The organism is Nonomuraea sp. NPDC004702, assembly GCF_053601695.1.
The window spans coordinates 15,305-37,137 of sequence record NZ_JBSGCE010000078.1; the positions used below are offsets into that span (position 1 = coordinate 15,305).

Here is a 21,833-nt window from a genome sequence, read left to right on the forward strand (position 1 = left end):
GCGGCGTCGCGGGTCAGAGCCGGGCGAGCCAGTCCAGGAGGATGGCGTTGACCTCGTCGGGGCGTTCCTGCTGGATCCAGTGGCCGCAGTCGTCCAGGAGTCGAGAGGAGACCAGGCCGGGCAGGGTGGTGGGGAAGGCGTCGATCGCGGCGGAGAGCCACCGGGTCGTGTCGTCCTCGGCGCCGCCGACGAACAGCGAGGGCTGGACGATCGGCGCGCCGTCGTGGGGCGCGAGGTCCTCCCAGTCGCGGTCCATGTTGCGGTAGCGGTTCAGCGCGCCGGTCAGGCCGGTGCGCTCGAACTCGGCGGCGTAGAAGTCGAGGTCGGCCTCGCTCAGCCAGCCGGGCAGCGTGCCGCCGGCCGGGAACCGGTCGCGCAGCCTGCCGCCCGGGGCCACGAACAGCGGGTGGGGCGCGTCCGGGCCCGGCATGGTCCCGGCGGACAGGGCCGCGTACACGCCCGCCAGCCAGCCCCGGACGTCCGGCTCGATCTCGGCCTCGGCCCGGCCGGGCGTCTGGAAGTAGCTGACGTAGAACTCGTCCGTCCCGCCCATGGCGGCGAACGCCTCGGTGGGACGCGGCCCGCCGCGCGGCGTGTACGGCACGCTGAGCATGGCGACCGCGCGGAAGACGTCCGGCCGCAGCAGGGCGCTGTGGGCGGCGATCGAGGAGCCCCAGTCGTGGCCGACGATCACCGCGGTCCGCTCGCCCAGCGCCCGCACCACCGCCACGGCGTCCTCGACCAGCTCGGTCATCCGGTACGCGGCCACGTCCGCCGGCTTGGACGAGCGGCCGTAGCCGCGCACGTCCACCGCCACCGCCCGGTACCCGGCGGCGGCCAGCGCCGGGAGCTGGTGCCGCCAGGAGTACCAGGACTCGGGGAAGCCGTGCACCAGCAGCACCAGCGGCCCCTGCCCCGCCTCCACGAGATGGACCCGGCCGGCGGGGGAGGGCACCAGACGGTGGACGCCCTCGGCGACCGGGGTGAGCTGCGACATCGTTCCTCCACGCACATGAGTCCTGGCCTGTCACCAGGATCATGCGCGGCCCGTGCCGCGGGGCGCGAACTCCGTTGCCGTTTCGGCAAACCCTGCGCTAAAGGTCGGTGGCGATGATCTTCTCGATGTTCCGCTCGGCCAGCGCCGTGATGGTGACGAACGGGTTCACCGTGGTGTTGCCGGGGATCAGCGAGCCGTCGATGACGTACAGGCCGGGGTGGCCGGTCAGGCGGCCGTAGTTGTCGGTGGCCCGGTTCAGCACCGCGCCGCCGAGCGGGTGGTAGGTGAGGTGGTCGCCCCAGATCTTGTACACGCCGAACAGGTCGGTGCGGTAGATCGTCCCCTCCTTGGCGTTGATCTTGTCGAAGATCGTTCTCGCCATGTCGATGGACGTCTGCTTCCAGGCGGTCTGCCAGCTCAGGTCCACCTTGCCGGTCGCGGCGTTCCAGGAGAACTCCGCGCGGCGCGGGGTGTTGGTGATCGACAGATAGAACGAGGCGTACGTCTCGATCCCGGTCGGCAGCGGCGCCACCTCGGCGAACGCGCCGCCGGCCGTCCAGTTGTCGATGCCCGCGCACGGGATGGCCGACTGCAGCTTGCCGGTCGGGTCCCACAGGTGGTTGGCCCGGCCGCACATGACGTTGCCGTTGTCGCCCCAGCCCTTGCCGACCTCGTCGCCCAGACCCGGCAGTGCGCCGGTGGCCTTCAGCCTGACCAGCAGCTTGCTCGTGCCGACGCTGCCCGCGGCGAAGAACACCCGGGCGGCCGTGACGGTCTTGGCGGCGGTGACCGAGCCGTCGGTGGCGAGCTGGTCGATCCGGACGGTGTAGCCGCCGCCCGCCGCCGGGGCGACCGAGGTGACCTGGTGCAGCGGCGAGATCGTCACCCTGCCGGTCGCGCGGGCCCGCGCCAGGTAGGTCTTCTGCAGGGACTTCTTGCCGTGGTTGTTGCCGTAGAGGATCTCGCCGGCCAGCGCCGACTGGGTGGCGGTGCCGGCCGCCTCCTGCTTCATGTAGTCCCAGTCGTACACGTCGGGGACGAAGGTGAACGGGAAGCCGGAGCGCTGGGCGTGCTTGCGGCCCACGCGGGCGTACTGGTAGCACGCGGTGGTGTCGAACCAGGCCGGGTCCACCAGGCCGACGCCGAGGCCGGAGTTGGCGCGCGGGTAGTAGACGCCGTACATCTCGTCGGCGTCGACCGACGGGAGCACGGCGGCGAAGTTCTCCCGCTTGGGCGTGACCGCCATGCCGCCGTTGACCAGCGAGCCGCCGCCGACCCCGCGGCCCTGGTAGACCGTGATGCCGGCGAACTCCTCGGCGTCCAGGATGCCGGTGTAGCGGGGGATGTCCCGGTCGATGGGGAAGCCGAGGAAGTAGTTGAGCGGCGCCTTGGTCCTGGTGCGCAGCCAGTACGAGCGATAGTCGGGCTCGCGCGTGTTGCAGAAGATCTTGCCGTCCGAGCCGGGCGTGTCCCAGGCCATGCCCATCTCGATCATGTGCACCTCGACGCCCGCCTGGGCCAGGCGCAGGGCGGCCACCGAGCCGCCGTACCCGGTGCCGATCACCAGGACGGGCACGCGGGCGCCGTCGGCGATCGGCCCGTCGGCGGCAGCGGCGGTGGCGACGGTGGCGGCGGCGCGGCCGGGCAGTGCGGCGGCGCCCAGAAGGGAGGCGGTTCCGGCGATGAAGGTGCGGCGGCTGGTGTTCATGTCACGTGCCCTCGCTCGGTCGGTCTGACGCGGACTCGGTCGGTCTGACGGAGGGTGCCGGGCCGCCGGTCAGCATGCAGGCCGTGTCCAGGCCCAGCACGTGGTTGAGCCGGCCGAAGGCCCACCAGGAACCGATGCTCATGCTCAGTTCCACGATCTCGTTCTGGCTGTAGTGCTCGGTCATCCGGGACCAGAACTCCTCGTCGAGCCCGTGGTGGTCCAGGGCGTAGCGCTCGGCGTACTCGGCGGCGAGCCGGGTGCGGGCGTCGAAGGCGTCCGTGGCGCGCCAGTCCGCGACCGCGTCGGCGAAGCCGTCCTCGACCTTGACGCCGTCGCGCTCGGTGCGCCAGTCGAGGCAGAAGACGCAGCCGTTGATCTGCGCGATCCGCAGCCGGGCCGCCTCGAACTCGCGCAGGCCCAGCGTGGTGTGGGCGTAGACGGCCATGGAGAACTTCGAGGCGGCGGTCCCGATGCCGGGGACCAGCTCGCCCCAGACGTACGCGATCGGGTCCTTGCCGCCGGGAACGTCGACGATCACGGGTTCTTCCTTCCGAGCCGGCCGGACGCGGGGCGCAGCGGGACGTCGAGCGCGTCGTACAGGCCGGGCGGGGCGGCGGCGAGCCAGTCGATGGCGTTCACCAGCCGGCCCGCCGCGGTGGCGTTCCCGCCCGCCGAACGGCTGCCGCCCTCGTCGGTGGCCTCGATCGTGACCTCGATGCGCGGGCGGCCCTCGACGATCACCCGGTGGGCGCCGTCGCCGCCGTCCGGGGGCAGCGGCCAGTCGGGGGCGCAGGCGGGGTGGATGCGGGTGACGTGCTCGATCACGATGCGCGGCACGCCCTCGACGACGCCCTGCACCTCGAACCGCACCGCGCCCTGGGTGCCGGCCTCGAAGTCGCCCATGCCCGCGGTGGTGACCGTGCGGTCGAGCGCACGCCGCTCCACGACCTCGCGGATCTCCTCCAGCGTGACGCCGAGGGCCCGCGCCATCAGCCGTACCTGCCCGCCCCACACCATGGACGGGACCGTGGGCGCGATCATCGGCGGCTCGTAGTCCATGGGCTGGCCCATGCCGACCATGTACCGGACCGCGTCCGGGCGGTCGTAGCCCGAGTAGTCGAAGATCTCCTGGCAGCGGATGGCGTCCACGACCGAGCCGAGGCCGCTGAGCAGCAGGGGCAGCAGGTCGTTGCCCCAGCCGGGGTCGATGCCGGAGGCGAACAGCGAGCCGCCGCCCTCGGCGACGGCGGCCAGCACCTGGTCCCGCAGCTCGGGCGGCGCGCCGCGGTGGTCGTAGAGGGCGTACAGGGACGGCGTGACGACGACGGCGCCGGCCCGGACGGCCCGCAGGACGTCGGCCAGGGCGTCGTCGGGACGCAGGTCGCCGGAGGCGGCGTACACGACGGCCCTCGGGCGGGCGGCCAGGACGGCGACGGCGTCGTCCGTGGCGGTGACGCCGAGGTCGCGGCCGAGTCCGGCGAGCTGTCCGGCGTCGCGGCCGGCCTTGTCGGGGGAGTGCACGACGACGGCGGCGAGACTGAGGTCGGGATGGGCCTCCACGGCCCTGATGGCGGCGCGGCCGACGTTGCCGGTACCCCACACCACGGTGGACGTCATGGGCGGAGCGTAGCAAGCGCTTGGTTTGGTGTACAGGGCCCACGACCGGCCCTCCTCAGCCCTCGACGGCCTTGACGACGGGCGTGTCTCAGCCTTCGACGGCCTTGATGAAGAGGTCTCCGGTGGCGGTCTTGACGAGGTCGGCCTCTCCGGTGGCGGGGTCGACGAGGGCCACGTCGGCGGCCCCCTGCATCGTGACCACGATCCGGCCCCCGCCGAACGCGATCCCCCGGTGCGCCGTGTCGGCGAGGTAGTCGCCCGTGAGCCGGCGGTCCCGCGTCTCGTCCCTCGGGGACAGCAGCAGCAACGCCGGGTCGTCGTGGTCGCCGCCCAGGGCCGCCACCCGGCCGTCGGCGGAGGCGGCCAGCTCGGCGTCCCAGGGCTCCCGCAGGGCCGTCACGGTGCGGATGACCTTGAGGTCGAGGTCGTAGAAGCGCAGCCGGCCGCATGGCGGCGAGAACACGGCCGGCCCGGTGCCGGGGACGTACACCAGGCCGTCGCCGAAGCCGGCGCAGGGCCTGCCGTCGTCGTCGCGCGGCGGCCGCAGCCGTACCGCGCTCAGTCTGCGCGCCGTGACGTCGCGGACGACGGTGACCGCGCCGAGGGGCGAGTCGTCCCGGTCGCCGACGTCCTGGCGGCCGGGGCCGTCCGCGTACTCCTCCGGGGCGCCGATGACGAGGCCCACGCCGCCGCCGGCGAGCGGGCCGAGGGCGAGCCGGTCGCCGAACCGGTCGGAGACCTCGGAGCTGCCGGGCACGCCGGGCGTCTCCTGGGTGATCCGCCGGACGAACACGCCCTTCCTGAACAGGTAGACCGCGCCTCCCGGCCGCTCCCGCGGCGCGCCGATCGCGACGAGGTCGCCGTAGGCGGCGACGGACTCGCCGAAGGCCGCGTCCTCCTGCGGCAGCGGCGAGACGAGCCGGCGCGGCGGCGCGGCGGCCCCTCCGTGCAGGACGTAGACCCCGCCCGCCCCCTTCAGGCCGGCCACGGTCAGGGTACGGGTGCCGACGACGAGGTCCGCGCAGCGGTCGTCGTTGACGTGGGCCATGGTCACCGACCAGCCGAAGCCCTTCATCCGGTTGCCCGGCGGGGTGGGGAGGTGGATGACCTTGCTCGCCGACAGGACGTGCACCCGGCCGGTGGCGCCGAGATAGCCGAGAGCGACGTCGTCGCGGCCGTCGCCGTCGAAGTCGCGGGCGCTCGCCCCGTCGCAGCCGCTGCGCGCCGGCCGCACGACCGGCGGCCGGGTCGCGGCCTGCACGGTCGGGACGTGGGTCGGCACGGGCGGGGTGTGGGTCGGCAGGGGGGAGGCGTGGGTCGGCGAGGTCGTCGGGCCCGGGCTCGTGTCCGGCGCGGGGACGGGACCGGGAGCGGCGGCGGGCCCCGCCGTGGAACACGCGGCCAGCGCCCCCACCAGCAACACCACGAGCGGACGGCCCGGGACCCGCATAAGACGACCTCCCCTTGTCGATCGCGCCATCCTCGCCCGCACCTCCAGCTTCCGGCAACCGGGGCCCGGGCCCGGCGCCCACCCGCCCGACGCCCGACAATTGGGGTCCGGTGTCCGCCCGTCCGACGCCCGGCGACCGGGGGCGCCGGTCAGGCGGCGTCGAGGGCGATGCCGTACAGGTGGTCCACCCGGATCCTGATGACCAGGCGGCGGCCCCTGGCCATCTCCGCCAGGAAGGCGGCCTCGTCCGCCGGGTCGGGGAAGCCGCCGGCCATCTCCAGCAGCTCGCGTCCGGTGGCGTCGCCCGGCGTGAGCGACGGCTCGGAGACCTCCGCCCGTCCTTCGGCGACGGCGTACGACAGGACGTCGTCGCCCTGCAGGTGCACCGTCGCCCGCGGGTCGGCGAGCAGGTGGCGCACCTTGACGCGGCCCTCGGCGGAGGAGATGCGCAGGACGCGCTCGGCGGCGTCCCAGCGCAGGGCCATCGAGGCCAGGTGCGGGCGGCCGTCGCGCTTGAGCGTCGCCAGCACGCCGAAGGGCTGGCGGGCGAGGATCCGCAGGAGTTCGTCCTCGGTGAGGGGGCGGGCGCCGGGGCCCTGTCCGGGGCCGTAAGAGGGCTCGGTCATGATGATCGGCTCCGTTTCGCGGTGAGAGGAAGGGGGTTCAGCGGGCGGCGGGCTGGTCGATCCGCGACGCGTCGGCGGCCGCGGCGGCCCGGGGGCGGCGCAGGACGGCCAGGGCGACCACGACGGCCGCCGCCAGCAGCCCGGCCGAGGTGGCGAAGGCCAGGTGGTAGCCGCCGGTCAGCGCCGCCGCCTCGGCCGCCCCGCCGGCGCGCAGCTCCTGCGTACGGGAGGCCGCCAGCGTGGTCAGGACGGCCACGCCCAGCGCCATGCCGATCTGCTGGGTGGTGTTGAACACCCCCGAGGCGAGGCCGGCGTCGTCCGCGCGGGCGGCCGACATGCCGAGCGTGGTCAGCGCCGGCAGCGCCAGCCCGCCACCCGCGATCAGCACCATGACCGGCAGCAGGTCGGTGACGTAGTCGGCGTCCACCGGCACCCGCGTGAGCCAGGCCATCGCGGCCAGCAGCAGCACCAGCCCGGCCAGCAGCACGGCCGGCGCGCCGAAGCGGGCGCTCAGCCGCGCCGACACGAACAGCGACACGCCGCCGATCGCCACGGCCGCCGGGAGCATCGCCAGCCCGGTGGCGAGGGCGCCGTACCCCAGCACCTTCTGCATGTAGAGCGCGACGATGATCTGGAAGGCGAACATCGCCGACAGCGCCAGCATCTGCACGACGTTGGCCCCGGCCACGTTGCGGGAGCGCAGCACGCGCAGCGGCATCAGCGGCGTGCGCGCGGTGGCCTGGTGCAGGAAGAAACCGGCGAGCAGGGCCAGCGACACCGCGCCGAACGCCAGGGTGTGCACGGCGAGCCAGCCGTGCTCCTCGACCTTGACCACGGTGTAGATGCCCAGCATCAGGCCCGAGGTGACCAGCAGCGCGCCGGTCACGTCGGCGCCCCGCGCGAGGCCGAGGCCCCGGTCGGCGGGCAGCGCGGGCAGCGCCAGCACGATCGTCGCCAGCCCGATCGGCAGGTTGATGAAGAAGATCCAGTGCCAGCTCAGCGCATCGGTGAGCACGCCGCCGAGCACCTGCCCGATCGACGCGCCGGCCGCGCCGGTGAAGCTGAAGACCGCGATCGCCCGCCCCCGCTCGCGCGGCTCGGTGAACAAGGTCACCAGGATGCCGAGCACGACGGCCGAGGCCATCGCGCTGCCGACGCCCTGCAGGAACCGGGCGGCGATGAGCAGGCCCTCGCTGCTGGCCACGCCGGCCATCAGGGACGCGCCGGTGAACACCGCGTTCCCGGCCAGGAACATCGTCCGGCGGCCCACGAGGTCGCCGAGCCGTCCGGCCAGCAGCAGCAGCCCGCCGAACGCGAGCAGGTACGCGTTGACCACCCAGCTCAGCCCGGCGGGGGAGAACCCCAGGTCGCGCTGGATGGCGGGCATGGCCACGGTGACGATGCTGCCGTCGAGGATGGTCATCAAGGCGGACGTCGACAACACGGCCAGGGCGGTGCGCCGGGAGGTGAGGGACATGGTCGTCTCCTGTTTCAAGGGGTGCAACAGGAGAGACCGTAGCAGATAGTTCCGTTACAGACGATATGTCACGGAACTACTTAGCCGCGCTCCCTGGCCCGCCGGACCGGCTGCGGCGCCTCGGCCGGGGTCTCCAGATGGCCGGTGACCAGCCGGTTCAGGGCGCGTACCAGCACCTCCCGCTCGTCGTCCGGGATCGAGCCGAGGGCCGCCGCGTGCACGCCGTCCACGATCTCCTGGCTGCGCCGCGCCACCTGGGCGCCCTTCTCGGTCACGGCGATGATCCGGGCCCGCCGGTCGGTGCTCGACGGCCGCCGCTCGGCCAGCCCGGCCTTCTCCAGGGCGTCGACGGTGACCACCATCGTGGTCTTGTCCATGTCGCCGATCTCGGCGAGCTGGATCTGTGTGCGCTCCTCCTCCAGGGCGTGCACGAGCACGCAGTGCATGCGCGCGGTCAGCCCCAGCTCGGCCAGGGCCGCCGCCATCCGGGTGCGCAGCACGTGACTGGTGTGGTCGAGCAGGAACGACAGGTCGTGCTCGGTACGCGAGGGCGCCATCGAAGTCATGTCATCGAGGCTACCAACTCATCCCGTAACGGATTATCCGCTGAAGAACGTCCACCCTGACGGTCTAGCGCAAGTTGATCTCACTATGTATGTTCGGACCGAAGGAAAGTTTCGTCCATGGAGGCATGGTGGGCAAGAAGTTTCACGTTCTGGCGTTACCGATCGCCGTGGCCGCGCTGGCCGCAGTGGCGTCCCCCGCGCAGGCGGCGACGGGATACGACCGCTGCCAGGAGGGCAACTACTGCCTGTTCTCCGGTCTCGACGGCACCGGCGACATCGTCCAGCTCCAGGCGAGCACGGCCAACCTGGCGGCCCTGGGCATGGGCGACCGCGCCAAGTCCGACTGGAACCGCACGGACACGCTCATCCATCTCTACTCCGAGGCCGACTACGGCGGCTGCTCGGCCGTCACCGGCCCGCGCGGCAAGGGCAACTTCTACATCACCTTCCGCGACTTCTTCGACTCCGTCCGCTTCGGCGGCCCGAACGGGCCCTCCTGCTCCATCGGCGGCGACGAGCTGAGCATCAAGCGCGCCGCGACCACCGACTCCCACGGCTGACCTTCGAACCCTCCGGCCGGCCCCGCGTACCCCGCGGCGGCCGGCCGTCGCCGTTCCCGGTCCGTGGGGGTGTCGCATTGATCGTTCCGCTCGTACGCTCCCTCCATGCCGGACCTCGTCTCCCTGATCTTCTTCCTGGTGCTGATAGGCGGGCTCGTGATGCTGGCCTGCGGCGCGACCGTCTTCGCCGCCGAGACCGCCCCGCGAGGGCGGCAGGGCCGGATGCACTCCGGCCATCTGGTCGCCGGCGCGTGGGTGGCGGCGGCCGGGCTCACAATGATGGCGCTGGTGGCCTGGTCGACGCACGAGGACGTGCACTATGACGACTTCGGATCCGAGCTCAGCCTGCTGGCGGCCATCGTGGGCGCCACGACGTTCGTGCTCGGGCTCGGCCCCTTCGTCCCCTGGCTGCTGGGCGTGCTCGGGCGGGGCGGCGCCCGGCTTCCGGCGGCCCTGCGGCTCTCGGCCCGGCACCTGGCCGACCGGCGCGCGCGGACGGCCCCCGCGGTGGCCGCGACCATGATCGCCACGGCCTTCGCCGTCGCGGTGGCGACCATGGCTGCGGCCGGGACCGCGCAGTCCAGGGCGCAGTACCTCCCGCAGGCGCGGCCGGGGGCGCTCGTCGTGCGGCTCGATCCCGGGCGACCGGCGCCCGGGATCGCCGCCGTCCGGCAGGAGCTGCCCGGCACGGACGTCGCCCAGGGCCTGACGCCGGTCCACCCGTTCGACCTCACCGTGTCGACGGCCGACTCCGCGACGTCCTCCTCCCGCGCCTACATCGGCGACCAGGCGCTGCTGCGCTACCTCACGGGGGACCCGTCGTTCCCCTACGACGAGGGCAGGGCCGTGGCGGTCACGTCCGAGCCGGGCCGGCACGACACCGTCACGATCGAGTACAGCGCCCCCGAGGACCCGCCGGGCGAACCGAGAATCTCCAGGACGGTTCCCGCGACCGTCGTCCCCCCGCCGGTCGGCGGTGTCGAGGCGGTCTTCCTGCCCGCGAAGCGGGTGCTCGGCATGGGCGTCAAGCTGGAGCTGGAGGCGCTGATCGTCGATCCCTCCCTGCACCGGGTCACGGCAGCCGACCGGGACCGCGTCCAGGAGCGGCTGGGCGAGAGCGGGCAGGCGTACCTGGAGGAGGGCTTCGTGCCTTCGTACGGCTGGCTGCTCTTCCCGGGGGCGGCCGTGCCGGCCGCTCTCGCGGGGGCGCTCGCGGCCACGGTCAGGTCGCGCCGTCCGGACCGCCTCCTGCTCCGGGCCGGCGGCTCTCCCGCCGCCGCGCGCGGCCTCACCGCCTGCCGGGCGGCCCTGGCGGCGGCCTGCGGCGCGGTGCCGGGCGCCGTCGCCGGATGTGTCGCCGGGCTGCTGCTGGCCTGGCCCTTCACGACCTCGGTGGACTGGGACCCGGTGCCGCGGGTGCCGTTCGAGACGCCGTGGAGCTCGATCGCCCTGGCGGCCGTCGCGCTCCCCGTGCTCGCGGCGGCGGTCGCGCTGCTGTTCAGGCCCGGCCGCCGCCCGTAGGGCGGTCAGGAGAAGGCGGATTCACCGGTCAGGTCGGCGGAGAGTCTCCACAGGCGGGCGGCGGAGTCCGGATCGAGGGCCCAGGGTTTGACGCCGCCGATCAGCATGTCGTCGCCCGTCGCCGGCTCGGCCAGGTCGCAGTCCTGGCAGTAGGCGCCGCCGTGCGCGTCCAGCAGGGGTGAGGTGGCCGCCCACACCGCGGTCGCAGCGCCCTGTTCCGGGGTCTTGAAGCCGTCGGCCCGGCGTCCGTCGGCCGTGATCCAGCCCTGGGCGACCTGTTCCTCGTGCGGGATGCGGCGCTGCAGCGGGGTGAGGATGCTGCCCGGGTGCACGGCGAAGGCCCGCAGGCCGTCGGCCGCGCCGAGGGCGTCGAGATGGACGGCGAACAGGGCGTTGGCCGTCTTGGACTGCCCGTAGGCCGCCCAGTGGTCGTGGCCGTGGCGGAAGTGCGGGTCGTCCCAGCGGATGTCGGACAGGAAGTGCCCAGAGGAGGAGACCGACACCACCCGGGCCCCGGCGAGCGCCGGGCGCAGCCGGTTGACCAGGGCGAAGTGGCCGAGGTGGTTGATGGCGAGATGCGCCTCCCAGCCGGGGCCGACCGGTCGGTGGGGGTAGGCCATGACGCCCGCGTTGCCGATGACGATGTCCAGGCCGCGGCCGGTCTCCAGGAACCGGTCGCCGAAGGCGCGGACGCTGCCGAGGTCGGCCAGGTCCAGCTCGGCCACCTCCGTGCGGGGGAGGTCACGCAGCGCGTCCCTCGCCACGCCGGGACGGCGGGCGGGCACGACGACGTGCGCTCCCGCCCGTACCAGCGCGCGGGTGGCCGCCAGGCCGAGGCCCGAGTAGCCGCCGGTGATCAGGACGTTCCGGCCGGACAGGTCGATGCCGGCCAGGACGTCGTCGGCCGTGCTGTGCGCGCCGAACCCCGAGCCGATCTTCTGTTGAGTACGTGCCATGCCCAGGACCGTAGAATCTAGAGTGCAATCTAGGTCAAACTATGGCGAGGTGCCATGAGCAGGGACGCGGACCGCCTGTCCATCGGGGACGTCGCGCGGGCCACCGGGCTCGGCGTCCACGCGCTGCGCTTCTTCGAGCGCGAGGAGCTGTTCCTGCGCCCGATCCCGCGTACGGCGGGCGGGCAGCGGGCCTACGACCGGGCCGACGTGGAGTGGCTGCTGCTGTGCAACCGGCTGCGGGAGTCCGGCATGCCGATCGCCACCCTGCGCAGGTTCGCCCACCTCGTACGCTCGGGGCCGGGCAACGAGCCGGAGCGGCTCGCGCTGCTGGAGGAGCACGAGCGGGCCGTCCGCGACCGGATCGCCGACCTGACGGCGAGCCTGGACATCATCCACGGCAAGGTCGTCGCCTACCGCCGGCACGTCCGGGACGGGACCGCGGCCGGGGTCTGGTCGCCGACGCCTTCGCCTTGAGTGGCGGCGGGGCTGTCCTAGGATCAAGGACCCATGAGCCCGTCGCCCACGCTGTCCGCCATGGAGATCCGCGCCGAACGCCTGCTGCTGCGCAAGGCCCACGACGGCGACCGGGACGGTCTCGTCGAGCTGATGACCGACCCCGAGGTGCGCGAGCACCTGGGCGGCCCGCGCCCGCGGGACGACGTGGAGCGTTTCCTCGACGCCGCCGGCACCGCCGCTGCGACGGCCGCACCGGGCGGCTACGTCATCGCCGACCTCGTCACCGACCAACTCCTCGGGACGCTGGCGCTCGACCGCCGCGCGGCCGACCGTCCCGGGCACGTCACCGGCGACGGCGAGGAACTGGAGCTGTCCTACGTGCTGCGCCGCCCGGCCTGGGGCAGCGGGTTCGCCCACGAGGCGGCGACGGCCGCGCTGCGCGCCGCGGCGGCCGAGCTGCCCGACCAGCCGGTGGTGATCGTCACCCGGACGGCGCACGGACGATCGCTGAGACTGGCCGCCCGCCTGGGCTTCCGGCCGGTCGCCGCCTTCGAGGAGTTCGGCGCCGAGCAGACCCTCTGCGCCGCCCGGCTGTCCTGGTTCAAGGACTGACCTCACCGCCCGCGGGCCGGCTCCTCCGGGGTGAGCAGGAGGGCCATGATGCGGTCGAGCGCGGCCAGGTCGCCGGGGTCCAGGGCCAGCAGGGAACGCGGCGGACGGGCCAGGATGCGCTCGGCCTCCTCGGCGGCGGCCATGCCCGCCGGGGTGAGCGTGACGATCTTGCTGCGGCGGTCGTCGGGGGAGACGCTGCGGGTCACGTGGCCGCGCCGCTCCAGGTCGTCGACCATCAGGGTGGTGTACGGCTTGTCGGTGGACAGCTCGGCGGTCAGCTCCCGCATGCTCATCGGCCCGGCCAGCAGGCGGCGCAGCGCCTTGACCCGGAAGAAGCTCATGCCGAGCGTCTCGGCCACCTCCTTGCGGCGGTCCTCCTGCCGCAGGACGAGGTCGTACATCGCCGCCCAGACGCGGGCCACGGCGTCGTGCCCGGAACTTCCGGAGCTGCCGGAGTTGCCGGAGGTGTCGGTCATGAGGCGTCCGCCGTTCTGTCGGGTGCGTGGGCGAGCCGTTCGGCGGTACGGGTGGCGCTGCGGCGGGCCCAGCCGGTCGTGGTCAGGATACCGAGCAGCAGGATGGCCAGCCCGCACCCGGCGACGATCCACCAGCCGATGTGGCTGGCCTGCGGGAACCCGGCGGCGAACGGACCGGCCACCGCCGAGGTGACCAGCGAGCCGATGACCGCGACGCCGAGCGACTGGCCGATCTGGCGGCTGGTGGAGGCCACCGCCGCGGCCACGCCGGCCTGGGCGCGCGGCATGCCGGACACGGCGGTGTTGGTGATGGGCGCGTTCAGCATGCCGAACCCCACCCCGAACAGCACGTACGCGGCCATGAGCCGCCAGGTCGGCGTGTCCGCCGCCAGCCCGGTCATGATCAGGCCGCTGGCCGCCATGGTGACCCCGGCCACCACCAGCGGGACGCGCGGCCCGGCGGTCCCGACGATCCGGCCCGACAGCGGCGCGCAGACCACGGTGAGCCCGGCCATGGGCAGCGTGTAGAGGCCGGCGTGCAGGGCGGACAGGCCCAGCACGTCCTGGAGGTAGAGGGTGTTGACGAACAGGAACCCGGCCAGCGCGGAGAAGCCGCACACCGCGATGACCGTGGCCCCGGTGAACGGCGCGCTGCGGAAGAAGCGCAGGTCGATCAGCGGGTCGGTGCGGCGCAGCTCGTACGGCGCGAGGACGGCCAGCGCCAGCGCCGCGACCGCGAAGCAGCCCAGCGTGCGCGGGGACGCCCAGCCGGCCGCCGGCGCCTCGATGAAGCCGTACGTCAGGGTGGCCAGCAGCACGATGACCAGCGCCTGCCCGACCGGGTCCACCCGGCGCGGGCGCGGCGCGCGCGACTCGGGCACGAACAACGCGCACAGGGCGAACGCGGCCAGGCCCACCGGGATGTTGATCCAGAAGATCGCCTGCCAGCCGACCGAGTCCACCAGCGTGCCGCCGACCAGCGGGCCGAGCGCCATGCTGATGCCGATCACGCCGCCCCACACGCCGATCGCGCGGGCCCGCTCGCGCGGCTCGGTGAAGGTGTTCGTGATGATCGACATGGCGACCGGGTTGAGCATGGACCCGCCGACGGCCTGCAACGCCCGCGCCGCGATCAGCCAGCCGAGGCCGGGCGCGAGCGAGCACATGAGCGAGCCGAGCGTGAACAGCGCCAGCCCCGTCTGGAACGTGCGCCGGCGGCCGACCCGGTCGCCGGTCGAGCCGGCCAGCATGAGCAGGCTCGCCAGGACGACCGTGTAGGCGTCGATGATCCACTGGAGGCCGGACATGGAGGCGTCGAGGTCGCGGCGGATGGCCGGCAGCGCGATGTTCACGATCGTGTTGTCCAGCCCGACGATGAACAGGCTCATGCAGCAGATGGCCAGCACGAGCATCCGCCGGCGGGGGCTGAGCGCGGGGGCGGGGGAGAGGGGCGCTCTACTCGTTATAGGCATATAACGATTATATTCGCACAACTAAACACATGTCCGCCCCGCCCCCCCCGGAACGCCGTAAGGCCCCCGGCAGCCGGACGGGCTACCGGGGGCCTTACGGGCCGCGGCCGGATCGGTGCACCGCAACATGCACGACTGGCTCGTGCACGCCCGGGGTTGCTGGTGCCGCCGCTGCTGCGCCCGGTGCCGCCGCGCGGCGGCTCGGCGACGTCCTCGGCCAGGCCCACGCCTGCGACAGCCTCGGCTACGCCTGCCACCGTCTGGCCCGCCACGAGGAGGCCGCCTCCTGGTACGGGCGCGCGTGTGGCGCCCGGATCGGCTGTTCCGGGCGTCGCCCCCTCGGCGCGGGCGGCCGCGTGTCAGCGCCTTCCCTGCCAGGAGTAGAAGGCGCCCTCCAGGTGTGCGAAACGGTGGTCGACGTGGTCCTCGGACCACTCCACGTCCTCAAGGATCGGAGCCGGATCGCCCTGCGGGCTCCAGGCGTAGCCGTAGGGGCTCTGCAGAGCCTCGCCTCGCTGGAAGACGACCACGCCGTGCTCGCGGCGGACCTCCTCGAACTCCATCCCGCCGATGGTGCGAGGGCCGAGCCGGTCCCCCTCCCTCACCGTGCGTGCGAACGCCCCCACCTCAGGCGCCGAGCGGATGAACCGCTGGTCATCGCTGCCACGGAAGGCCACAATTGCCGCGATCACGATGACCGCAGCCGTGAGGACGCCGAAGAACGCCAGGACCCTCGAACGCGAACCCCCCACCGACACCACACGGCCTCCTCTGATCGTCGCGAACAACAGCTTCCGGTGATCGCAAACCGACAGAACCATGAACATCTGCGACGTCGGCCCGCCCTGTCCCGCCGACGGCCTGGGCGCCACTCGCGTCTGACGCCTCCCGGTCGGCAGGAACTCCGCCTCGGTCCACACCGCGCCAGTAGCCAACAGGCATGCCAGGTGGAGTCGCCGCGAGCGATCAGTGAGGCTTTTCCAACCTGATCGGGCTGATCAGCAGGAGAGAACCGGAACTGGTTGGCATGATCAGAGGCTCTCGGCAGCTCGTACGCCCGGGTCTGACCTCATGAAGACCAATAGGCTCCTGGTTGCCAGATGTGCCGGTTGAGCGGTCTTTTGACGGCTCGGATCAGGTGTGGAGATCTCGGTGATGATGATCAGCCAGCTCGTGATCGCGGGGCTGTTGCTCCCGAACCTGTCCGTACAGGCACAGCCCCCTCTCCTCCACGTGATGACGTGGAACGTCTGTGCGGGCACCAACGCCGGATGCGCGCTCTTCCGCCGCTCGAACGCCGAGCTGGCCTGGCACGTGGCAGTGCTGGCGACCGAGGCGGACGTGGTCTTCCTCCAGGAGTTCTGCACGGGCGCCGACGCCGACCTGGAACACGAGCTCGAACGCCGTACCGGCCGGAATTGGAGCGTCCGGTCGGCCGGGCTGAAGTACTCGGACGGTTCCCCGTACCAGTGCCTGCCCGACAGAAACGGCAGGCCGCGTGGGGTGCTGAGCGTCACCCTGGCCGTGGCCGGAGCGGACACCGGCCTCGTCGTGCATGCGCTGACCTCGCCGCCGTGGGGAGCCCGCAGGTACGCCGTCTGCACGGCCGACCGGGCGTTCTGCACCGCGCACTTCTCGTCGGGATCGAGCTACGACGACAGGCAGAAGGGCAGGCCCTACCGCCACATCCAGTTGCGCGAGCTGTTCAAGCTCGGCCGGGGTGTGATCGGCGGCGACCTCAACCTGGTGCCGCGCGACGCCGCCGCGGCCTACAAGGGCCGCGACGAATGCGACCCACGCCGGCGCTGGACCTACGTGACCCGCAAGCGGAAGATCGATTACGTGTTCGCCGGCGACGGCCGCGTACGGAAATGCTTCGTCGATTACGCCCGGAGCACGTGGTCTGATCACGTCCCGCTGCACGCCTGGGTGAGAGCAGGCTCAACGCCGCCTGCATCGCGCTGAGCCGGCTGAGGCCTTTCATCCGTGGGTGAGCTCGTAGTTTTGCAGGACGGCGATCGCCTTGCGTGGCTGTCCTGTCTTGTGCGGGCAGCAGCGGAGCTTGCGGAGGATGCGCCAGCCTTTTGTGACAGGGGCTTGTTGCGGCCCTTGTGCGGTGTGGCCACCGGGCCTTCGGCGCCTTGGTAGCCCTTGTCGGCCAGGGGCAGCATGCCGGCCTGCGCCGGCGCGCGGAGGACGGCCCAGATGCGAGCGGCGGTCAGGTCGTGGGTGCTGCCCGGCAGCGAGCCGGAGGTCCAGATGATCGTGCCGTCTGGAGAGGCGATGACCTGGATGTTCATCCCATGCATGCGGTGCTTGGCCGAGTAGTACGGCCGGGCGGCGCGCACGCGGTCGATGGGGATGAGCATGCCGTCCAGCACCAGGTAGTGCAGGCCGTCTCGCGCGGCGTTGCGTGAGGCGCGGTCCAGCTTGGGGGCACGGGCGCGCAGCAGGGCTACGGTCTCTTCCACGTACCGCCAGGCGGTCCACCGATACGCCGAGCCCAGAGGCGAGCTCGTTGTACGTCTCGCCCTTTGCGCAGGTAGATCAGGACCAGCAAGGCCTGCTGGGCGGGGTTGAGCCGCCGCCAGACGGAGCCGATGGCGTTGCGGTGACGGCGTTCATTGTGGTGATCCGCCCGTCTACCAGGAGTTCTTCGCGTCATCAGGCGAACGCCGGACTCGCGATCATGCTGTGATCAGCAGGTGCGCCCCGAGGATGAAGTAGCTCAGTGTCCAATCAGCTCGCCCGAACGGCACTCAAAGGGACAGTGCGCTCCCGAAAGCGGTTCAAGCAGCAAATGCTGATCTCCAGTCTCCCTTCAAGGCTGTTGTTGCTCTGGCGGCGCAGTGCCGTCGCTTGTGGTTTCCTGGGCGGAGAGTTCGATCGTTGAGATCTGCAGTTCTACCAACGGCGGGCGCGCCACGAACCTGCCAAGCGGTGCTCCCGGGCGTAGAAGTCGACGGCGGGCTCGGTTGGTGAAGTCGAGCCGTTGCGCCTCGATCTTTTCCCTTAGCCGGGCCCAATCCTCCTCCGAGGAGACTCCTGTGCTTTTGATCACGTGATTCGCTCGCCAAATTTCACGATCTATGCAGTGGGCGGCGTGAACCAGATCCGGGTGTGCGACCAGTGCGATGGTGGCTAAGGCGTTGTTCCAGGAGGTCCAGTCCGGCTCTTCCTGACGTCGCCAAGCGGCGCGTAAGGCGAACTGAGCATGATTTGCCTCCTGCATGATCAGAATGCAGGCATCGATTTGCCTGTCGCGTGACCATTGGAGGTTTTGAGCGCGTCGGGTGAGGGTTGCTCCCAGTAGGACGCCCACGAGTGTGCTTGCCATGCCGATGATCGGGATGATGACGACTTGGAGCTGTTGCATGTGCCCTCCCGCAGTAGGGCTCGGCTGTCAACGAGTGCACTTTCCGGCACCAGAATCCCGCCAAGCGACGCTTCTTGCTATGTGAAGGTCTGTGCTCTCTGGTCGGTGTTGTTGGTTGTTCTCCCGGGATGCCGTATCTGGCCTGTTCCCTTGATGAATCGTCACGAAGGCGTATGCGCTCGGACACATGTGATGTCTGCATATCGTTGGTCGCCGCCGCCGCAGTGAACTCGCGGGTGACTCCGCCATCAGAGCGTCAGTGGTACGAAGGGGTCGTTCGGGACCTCCTACGATGGGCGAGTGGATATTTCCCGACTTCCGGTAGAGGCTCGGCACCGGCGCAGTGCCGAGATCCGCGAGTTCCTGAGGTCGCGCAGGGCCAGGCTGACTCCGTACGACGTCGGCATGCCCGCCGGCTCCGGCCGTCGTGCCAAGGGGTTGCGGCGCGAGGAGGTGGCGGTGCTCGCGGGGGTAGGGGTGTCCTGGTACACCTGGCTGGAGCAGGGGCGGGAGATCCACGTCTCGGCCGGGGTCCTGGACGCTGTCGCGCGGGTGCTGCGGTTCGACACGGCGGAGCGCGAACATCTGTACCTGCTCGCCGGGCTCAACCCGCCCCAGGCCGAGCCGTCGGACCGGCCGGTCTCCGCGGAGTTGCAGCGGCTGATCGACGGCTGGCTCCCGTCCCCGGCCTACATCCTCGACCGGCACTGGAACCTGGTCGCGGTCAACCGCGCCGCGCACCTGGTGTTCGGCTACTCGGACCGCGACCACAACTGCCTGGTGAGCTTCTTCACCAACGCCCGCTTCCGCTCCTCGCTGCCCCACTGGGAGGACGCGGCCCGGGTGATCGTCGGCCAGTTCCGCGCCGACGCGGCCCGCTACCCGGAAGACCTGGAGTTCGGCAGGCTGGCCGCAGACATGTGCGCCGCGAGTCCTTCCTTCGCCGAGATCTGGGCCGAGCACCCGGTCGGCAACGCGACCGAGGGCGTCAAGGTCGTCCACACCTCGGAGACCGGTGAGCTGATCTTCGAGTACAGGTCACTGCCGTTGCCCGACCGGCCAGGACACCGGCTGATGCTGCACACGCCGCAGCCGGGCACCGCCACCGGGGCGCGACTGTCCGAGCTGATGGCGCGCGCCTGAAGGTGGTGGTGCCAGACCTAGGTTCGGCCGGAACTGCCGGAAACGGACGATCCGCTTGAGGATTGCCGCATGAACCGATTCCTGAACAAGACCGTTCTGATCACCGGTGGCGCCAGTGGCATGGGCTTCGCCACGGCGCAGAGGCTCCTGAGCGAAGGCGCGTACGTCGTCATCACCGGACGCGACCAGGTCCGTCTCGACACCGCGGCCGCCCGCTTGACGGGCGCCCTGCCAGAATCCGGCTCGGGCCGGGTGCTCGCGGTTCGCGCCGACGTCGCCTCCCCGGCGGACCTCGACCTGCTGATGCGGCGGATCGAAACCTGGCGCGGGAGCCTGGACGCGGTCTTCGCGAACGCCGGCGTGGGCGTGTTCAAGCCGAGCGCCGAGATCACCGAGGCGGAGTTCGACCACACCGTCGGCGTCAACTTCAAGGGCGTCTTCTTCACCGTCCAGAAGGCGCTGCCGCTGATGCGGGACGGCAGCGCGATCGTCATCAACGCGTCCTGGACGCTGTATCGCGGGCTGTCCGTCGCCTCCGTGTACTCCGCCAGCAAAGCAGCCGTCCATAATCTCGCCCGGACGCTGGGCGCCGACCTCGCGCCGCGCGGCATCAGGGTCAACTCGGTCAGCCCGGGCTACATCGACACCGAGATGTACCGCGACGCCAACCCCGACCCGGAGAGCGAGGCGCGCAATTCGGCCGAGGTGCCGCTCGGCGCCCTCGGTCACGCTGACAACGTCGCGGCGGCGGTGGCGTTCCTGGCCTCTGACGAGGCTGCCTACATCACCGGGCAGGACCTGGTCGTGGACGGCGGGCTCGTCGCCAGCGTCCCCGCCGCCTGAGCCGGCGGACGCGGCCGGCGGACCGACCTCTTCAGTTGCGGTCACGATCAGTCAGCAGATCCAGGAAACAGAACCTGGCTAGCCGGCTTCCAGAACGAAGAACAAGAAGCACAGGAACCGCGCGCCGGAGATCTCGCGGAGCTCCTCGGCGAACAGTTCGCGGGCTTCCGGCGCGAACGGCGGTTCGCTGATGACGCTGATACGAAAGCCCGCCGCAGTGAAGGCTTCGGTCATCGCGTGCAGGGGCCGGTCCCAGAAACGCATCTGGACGGTCTGCCCGCCCATGGTCCATTCGTCGGTCCGGCTGCGGGTCTCGAAGTACTTGGGCTTCTCCCCGGCCATGTGCTGAAAGAGGGTGACGCTGAAAGGATGGTCGACCGAGACGAGGAGCCGGCCGCCGGGCTTCAGCACGCGTCTCAGCTCGGCCAGTGTCGGGCCCCAGTCCTCCAGGTAGTGCAGCACCAGGGACGCGATGACGTCGTCGAACGCCTCGTCGGGGAAGGGCAGCGGGCCCGCAAGGTCGGCGACGCGCAGATCGGCGTCGGCCCCCAGCCGCCGTCGGGCCTGCTCCAGCATTCCGGCGCTGGCGTCGACGCCGGTCACGACGGCGCCTCGATCGCGCAGCTCGGAGAACAGGGGACCCGCGCCGCAGCCGGCGTCGAGGATGCGCCTTCCGGCCACGTTCCCGGCAAGCTCCAGCATCGCGGGCCGCTCGTAGTACGCGTTGAGCAGACTGGCTTCGTTCTCGGCCGCGTACCCCTCGGCCATCCTGTCGTAGTCGTTGAGCGAGGAGGGCTTCGCGGTCTCAACGTGATCTTTGGGCATGGCAGACATGCGGGCCATTGTGGCCCAGCAAACTCGGCGGCACAGACATACGGCAGATCTTGGTCAAACACGCAAACGGCATCCTCGCTGCTCGTGTGCGCCGATGGCGCCTCAAGCGCCCATCCACCAACTGAAGCGCTCGGTCTGCCCTACCCGGACGAACTGCCGCCGGGCAGGAACGTCGGTCGTGGGAGTGCCTTGACGTATCAAATGAATGCTTTTTTAATTCGGGTGAGGGTGCGATTCACCTCAGATCGACTCCGACCGGTTCATCGACGTCAGGGATGGAGCTGCGAGATGACCGTGGACGACCGCTTCGGCCCGGAGCTGGAAGAGACGCGCAGGAACCGGCTGCGCGGCACCGTCAGCGAGATCGTCACCGATCCGGTCTCCGACTGGGCCACCGACTTCTCCCACGTCGACCCCCAGTGGGCCGCGGACCCGTACCCCATCCAGGACGACCTGCGGCAGCGTTGCCCGATCGCGCACACCGACCGGTTCGGCGGGGTGTGGCTGCCGACCCGGTACGAGGACGTCGCCGCCATCGCCTACGACACCGAGCGGTTCTCCTCCCGGGCCGTCGTCGTCGGCAACGTCAAGCCGCCACGCGAGCTCGCGCCGGTGGGCGGGGTTCCGCCGATCTCGTCCGACCCGCCCTTCCACCACGACGCCCGCAAGTTACTGCTGCCGGCCTTCACCAAGACGGCGGTCGCCAGGCGGGAGGCGAGCACCAGGGCGTTGTGCCACGAGCTGATCGACGGCCTGGAAGGGCGGGAGGTCGTGGACGCGGCCCGTGAGTACGCCCAGGACATCCCGATGCGGGTGATCGCCGACATGCTGGGCTTCCCGCCCGAGGACGCCGACCGGTTCCGGCAGTTCGTGGAGAACGCCCTGGAAAGCGTGAACGAGCCCACCGAGAAACGGCTGGAGCGCTTCGCCGAGCTGTCGTCCTACCTGGTCGAGCAGATCCACGACCACCTGGCCCACCCGCGGGACGACCTCACGACGTACCTGCTCGGCGCCGAGCTCAACGGCGCGAAGCTGGACCCCGTCCACGTCGTCGGGACGATGACGCTGCTGCTGATCGCGGGTATCGACACCACCTGGAGTGCGATCGGGGCGTCCCTGTGGCACCTGGCCAGGACCCCCGCC

Annotated in this window: 22 protein-coding genes and 1 pseudogene; 8 read left to right on the forward strand and 15 right to left on the reverse strand. The window is 71.6% G+C overall.

Annotated elements, in window-relative coordinates:
* Positions 1-13: 13 nt before the first annotated feature.
* From ACWEJ6_RS47155 to ACWEJ6_RS47190, 8 genes are all read right to left on the reverse strand, one after another.
* On the reverse strand, positions 14-997 hold the full coding sequence (locus ACWEJ6_RS47155) for an alpha/beta fold hydrolase (protein WP_397158305.1): 984 nt from the start codon (positions 995-997) through the stop codon (positions 14-16).
* A gap of 97 nt (positions 998-1,094) precedes the next feature.
* Complete coding sequence (locus ACWEJ6_RS47160) at positions 1,095-2,705, reverse strand: GMC oxidoreductase (RefSeq protein ID WP_452431881.1); 1,611 nt, start codon at positions 2,703-2,705, stop codon at positions 1,095-1,097.
* Between the two features lies 1 nt (position 2,706).
* Positions 2,707-3,243, reverse strand: a complete 537-nt coding sequence (locus tag ACWEJ6_RS47165) for a carboxymuconolactone decarboxylase family protein (RefSeq protein WP_352325308.1) — start codon at positions 3,241-3,243, stop codon at positions 2,707-2,709.
* Entirely contained in the window at positions 3,240-4,322 is a 1,083-nt protein-coding gene (locus ACWEJ6_RS47170; RefSeq protein WP_452431883.1) for an NAD(P)H-dependent amine dehydrogenase family protein, read from the reverse strand. Before ACWEJ6_RS47170 ends, ACWEJ6_RS47165 begins: the two co-directional genes overlap by 4 nt.
* 88 nt (positions 4,323-4,410) lie before the next feature.
* Positions 4,411-5,772, reverse strand: coding sequence for a hypothetical protein (locus ACWEJ6_RS47175; protein ID WP_452431884.1), 1,362 nt, complete (start codon positions 5,770-5,772; stop codon positions 4,411-4,413).
* Between the two features lie 149 nt (positions 5,773-5,921).
* Positions 5,922-6,398, reverse strand: coding sequence for a TIGR03618 family F420-dependent PPOX class oxidoreductase (locus tag ACWEJ6_RS47180; RefSeq protein ID WP_397219549.1), 477 nt, complete (start codon positions 6,396-6,398; stop codon positions 5,922-5,924).
* A gap of 37 nt (positions 6,399-6,435) precedes the next feature.
* Positions 6,436-7,875: an MFS transporter gene (locus ACWEJ6_RS47185; RefSeq protein WP_452431886.1), complete on the reverse strand. Its 1,440-nt coding sequence runs from the start codon at positions 7,873-7,875 to the stop codon at positions 6,436-6,438.
* 80 nt (positions 7,876-7,955) lie between these two features.
* Positions 7,956-8,441, reverse strand: a complete 486-nt coding sequence (locus tag ACWEJ6_RS47190) for a MarR family winged helix-turn-helix transcriptional regulator (RefSeq protein ID WP_364338587.1) — start codon at positions 8,439-8,441, stop codon at positions 7,956-7,958.
* A 125-nt stretch (positions 8,442-8,566) separates the two neighbouring features.
* Here ACWEJ6_RS47190 and ACWEJ6_RS47195 point away from each other — a divergent pair, with 125 nt between their 5' ends.
* Together ACWEJ6_RS47195 and ACWEJ6_RS47200 are read left to right on the forward strand one after the other, a co-directional pair.
* Positions 8,567-9,001: a peptidase inhibitor family I36 protein gene (locus ACWEJ6_RS47195; RefSeq protein ID WP_352325303.1), complete on the forward strand. Its 435-nt coding sequence runs from the start codon at positions 8,567-8,569 to the stop codon at positions 8,999-9,001.
* 105 nt (positions 9,002-9,106) lie between these two features.
* Complete coding sequence (locus ACWEJ6_RS47200; protein WP_452431888.1) at positions 9,107-10,522, forward strand: hypothetical protein; 1,416 nt, start codon at positions 9,107-9,109, stop codon at positions 10,520-10,522.
* 5 nt (positions 10,523-10,527) lie between these two features.
* Here ACWEJ6_RS47200 and ACWEJ6_RS47205 read toward each other — a convergent pair whose 3' ends face one another.
* Positions 10,528-11,478 (reverse strand): SDR family NAD(P)-dependent oxidoreductase, encoded by a 951-nt coding sequence (locus tag ACWEJ6_RS47205; protein ID WP_452431889.1) that lies wholly within the window; start codon positions 11,476-11,478, stop codon positions 10,528-10,530.
* A gap of 54 nt (positions 11,479-11,532) precedes the next feature.
* On the opposite strand from ACWEJ6_RS47205, the gene ACWEJ6_RS47210 reads away from it, so the two are divergent.
* Both ACWEJ6_RS47210 and ACWEJ6_RS47215 read left to right on the forward strand, forming a co-directional pair.
* Positions 11,533-11,952 carry a MerR family transcriptional regulator gene (locus ACWEJ6_RS47210; protein WP_397219545.1) on the forward strand — a complete coding sequence of 140 codons (420 nt, stop codon included), beginning with the start codon at positions 11,533-11,535 and terminating at the stop codon, positions 11,950-11,952.
* Between the two features lie 33 nt (positions 11,953-11,985).
* Positions 11,986-12,546 (forward strand): GNAT family N-acetyltransferase, encoded by a 561-nt coding sequence (locus ACWEJ6_RS47215; RefSeq protein WP_452431890.1) that lies wholly within the window; start codon positions 11,986-11,988, stop codon positions 12,544-12,546.
* A gap of 2 nt (positions 12,547-12,548) precedes the next feature.
* On the opposite strand, the gene ACWEJ6_RS47220 is transcribed toward ACWEJ6_RS47215, so the two are convergent.
* The 3 genes from ACWEJ6_RS47220 to ACWEJ6_RS47230 all read right to left on the reverse strand — a co-directional run bounded on the left by ACWEJ6_RS47220 (position 12,549) and on the right by ACWEJ6_RS47230 (position 15,321).
* Positions 12,549-13,022, reverse strand: coding sequence for a MarR family winged helix-turn-helix transcriptional regulator (locus ACWEJ6_RS47220; protein ID WP_452431892.1), 474 nt, complete (start codon positions 13,020-13,022; stop codon positions 12,549-12,551).
* Entirely contained in the window at positions 13,019-14,494 is a 1,476-nt protein-coding gene (locus tag ACWEJ6_RS47225) for an MFS transporter (RefSeq protein ID WP_452431893.1), read from the reverse strand. The genes ACWEJ6_RS47220 and ACWEJ6_RS47225 overlap by 4 nt, the downstream gene beginning before the upstream one ends.
* Positions 14,495-14,853: 359 nt before the next feature.
* Complete coding sequence (locus tag ACWEJ6_RS47230) at positions 14,854-15,321, reverse strand: hypothetical protein (RefSeq protein ID WP_452431895.1); 468 nt, start codon at positions 15,319-15,321, stop codon at positions 14,854-14,856.
* A gap of 313 nt (positions 15,322-15,634) precedes the next feature.
* Here ACWEJ6_RS47230 and ACWEJ6_RS47235 point away from each other — a divergent pair, with 313 nt between their 5' ends.
* Positions 15,635-16,459 carry an endonuclease/exonuclease/phosphatase family protein gene (locus ACWEJ6_RS47235; RefSeq protein WP_452431896.1) on the forward strand — a complete coding sequence of 275 codons (825 nt, stop codon included), beginning with the start codon at positions 15,635-15,637 and terminating at the stop codon, positions 16,457-16,459.
* A gap of 15 nt (positions 16,460-16,474) precedes the next feature.
* Here the strand turns inward: ACWEJ6_RS47235 and ACWEJ6_RS47240 are convergent.
* Both ACWEJ6_RS47240 and ACWEJ6_RS47245 read right to left on the reverse strand, forming a co-directional pair.
* Positions 16,475-17,159, reverse strand: a pseudogene (locus ACWEJ6_RS47240) (transposase family protein).
* A gap of 156 nt (positions 17,160-17,315) precedes the next feature.
* A complete protein-coding gene (locus tag ACWEJ6_RS47245; RefSeq protein ID WP_452431897.1) occupies positions 17,316-17,870 on the reverse strand; it encodes a hypothetical protein in 555 nt (184 codons plus the stop codon).
* Between the two features lie 300 nt (positions 17,871-18,170).
* Here ACWEJ6_RS47245 and ACWEJ6_RS47250 point away from each other — a divergent pair, with 300 nt between their 5' ends.
* Positions 18,171-19,013: a helix-turn-helix transcriptional regulator gene (locus tag ACWEJ6_RS47250; RefSeq protein ID WP_452431898.1), complete on the forward strand. Its 843-nt coding sequence runs from the start codon at positions 18,171-18,173 to the stop codon at positions 19,011-19,013.
* Between the two features lie 69 nt (positions 19,014-19,082).
* Entirely contained in the window at positions 19,083-19,856 is a 774-nt protein-coding gene (locus ACWEJ6_RS47255; RefSeq protein WP_452431900.1) for an SDR family NAD(P)-dependent oxidoreductase, read from the forward strand.
* Positions 19,857-19,934: 78 nt separating this feature from the next.
* Here ACWEJ6_RS47255 and ACWEJ6_RS47260 read toward each other — a convergent pair whose 3' ends face one another.
* The gene (locus tag ACWEJ6_RS47260) at positions 19,935-20,699 is read right to left on the reverse strand and encodes a class I SAM-dependent methyltransferase (RefSeq protein ID WP_452431902.1); all 765 of its coding nucleotides are present in this window, start codon (positions 20,697-20,699) and stop codon (positions 19,935-19,937) included.
* Between the two features lie 279 nt (positions 20,700-20,978).
* Here ACWEJ6_RS47260 and ACWEJ6_RS47265 point away from each other — a divergent pair.
* Positions 20,979-21,833: cytochrome P450 (locus ACWEJ6_RS47265; protein WP_452431904.1), on the forward strand; the 855-nt coding region annotated here is incomplete at its 3' end.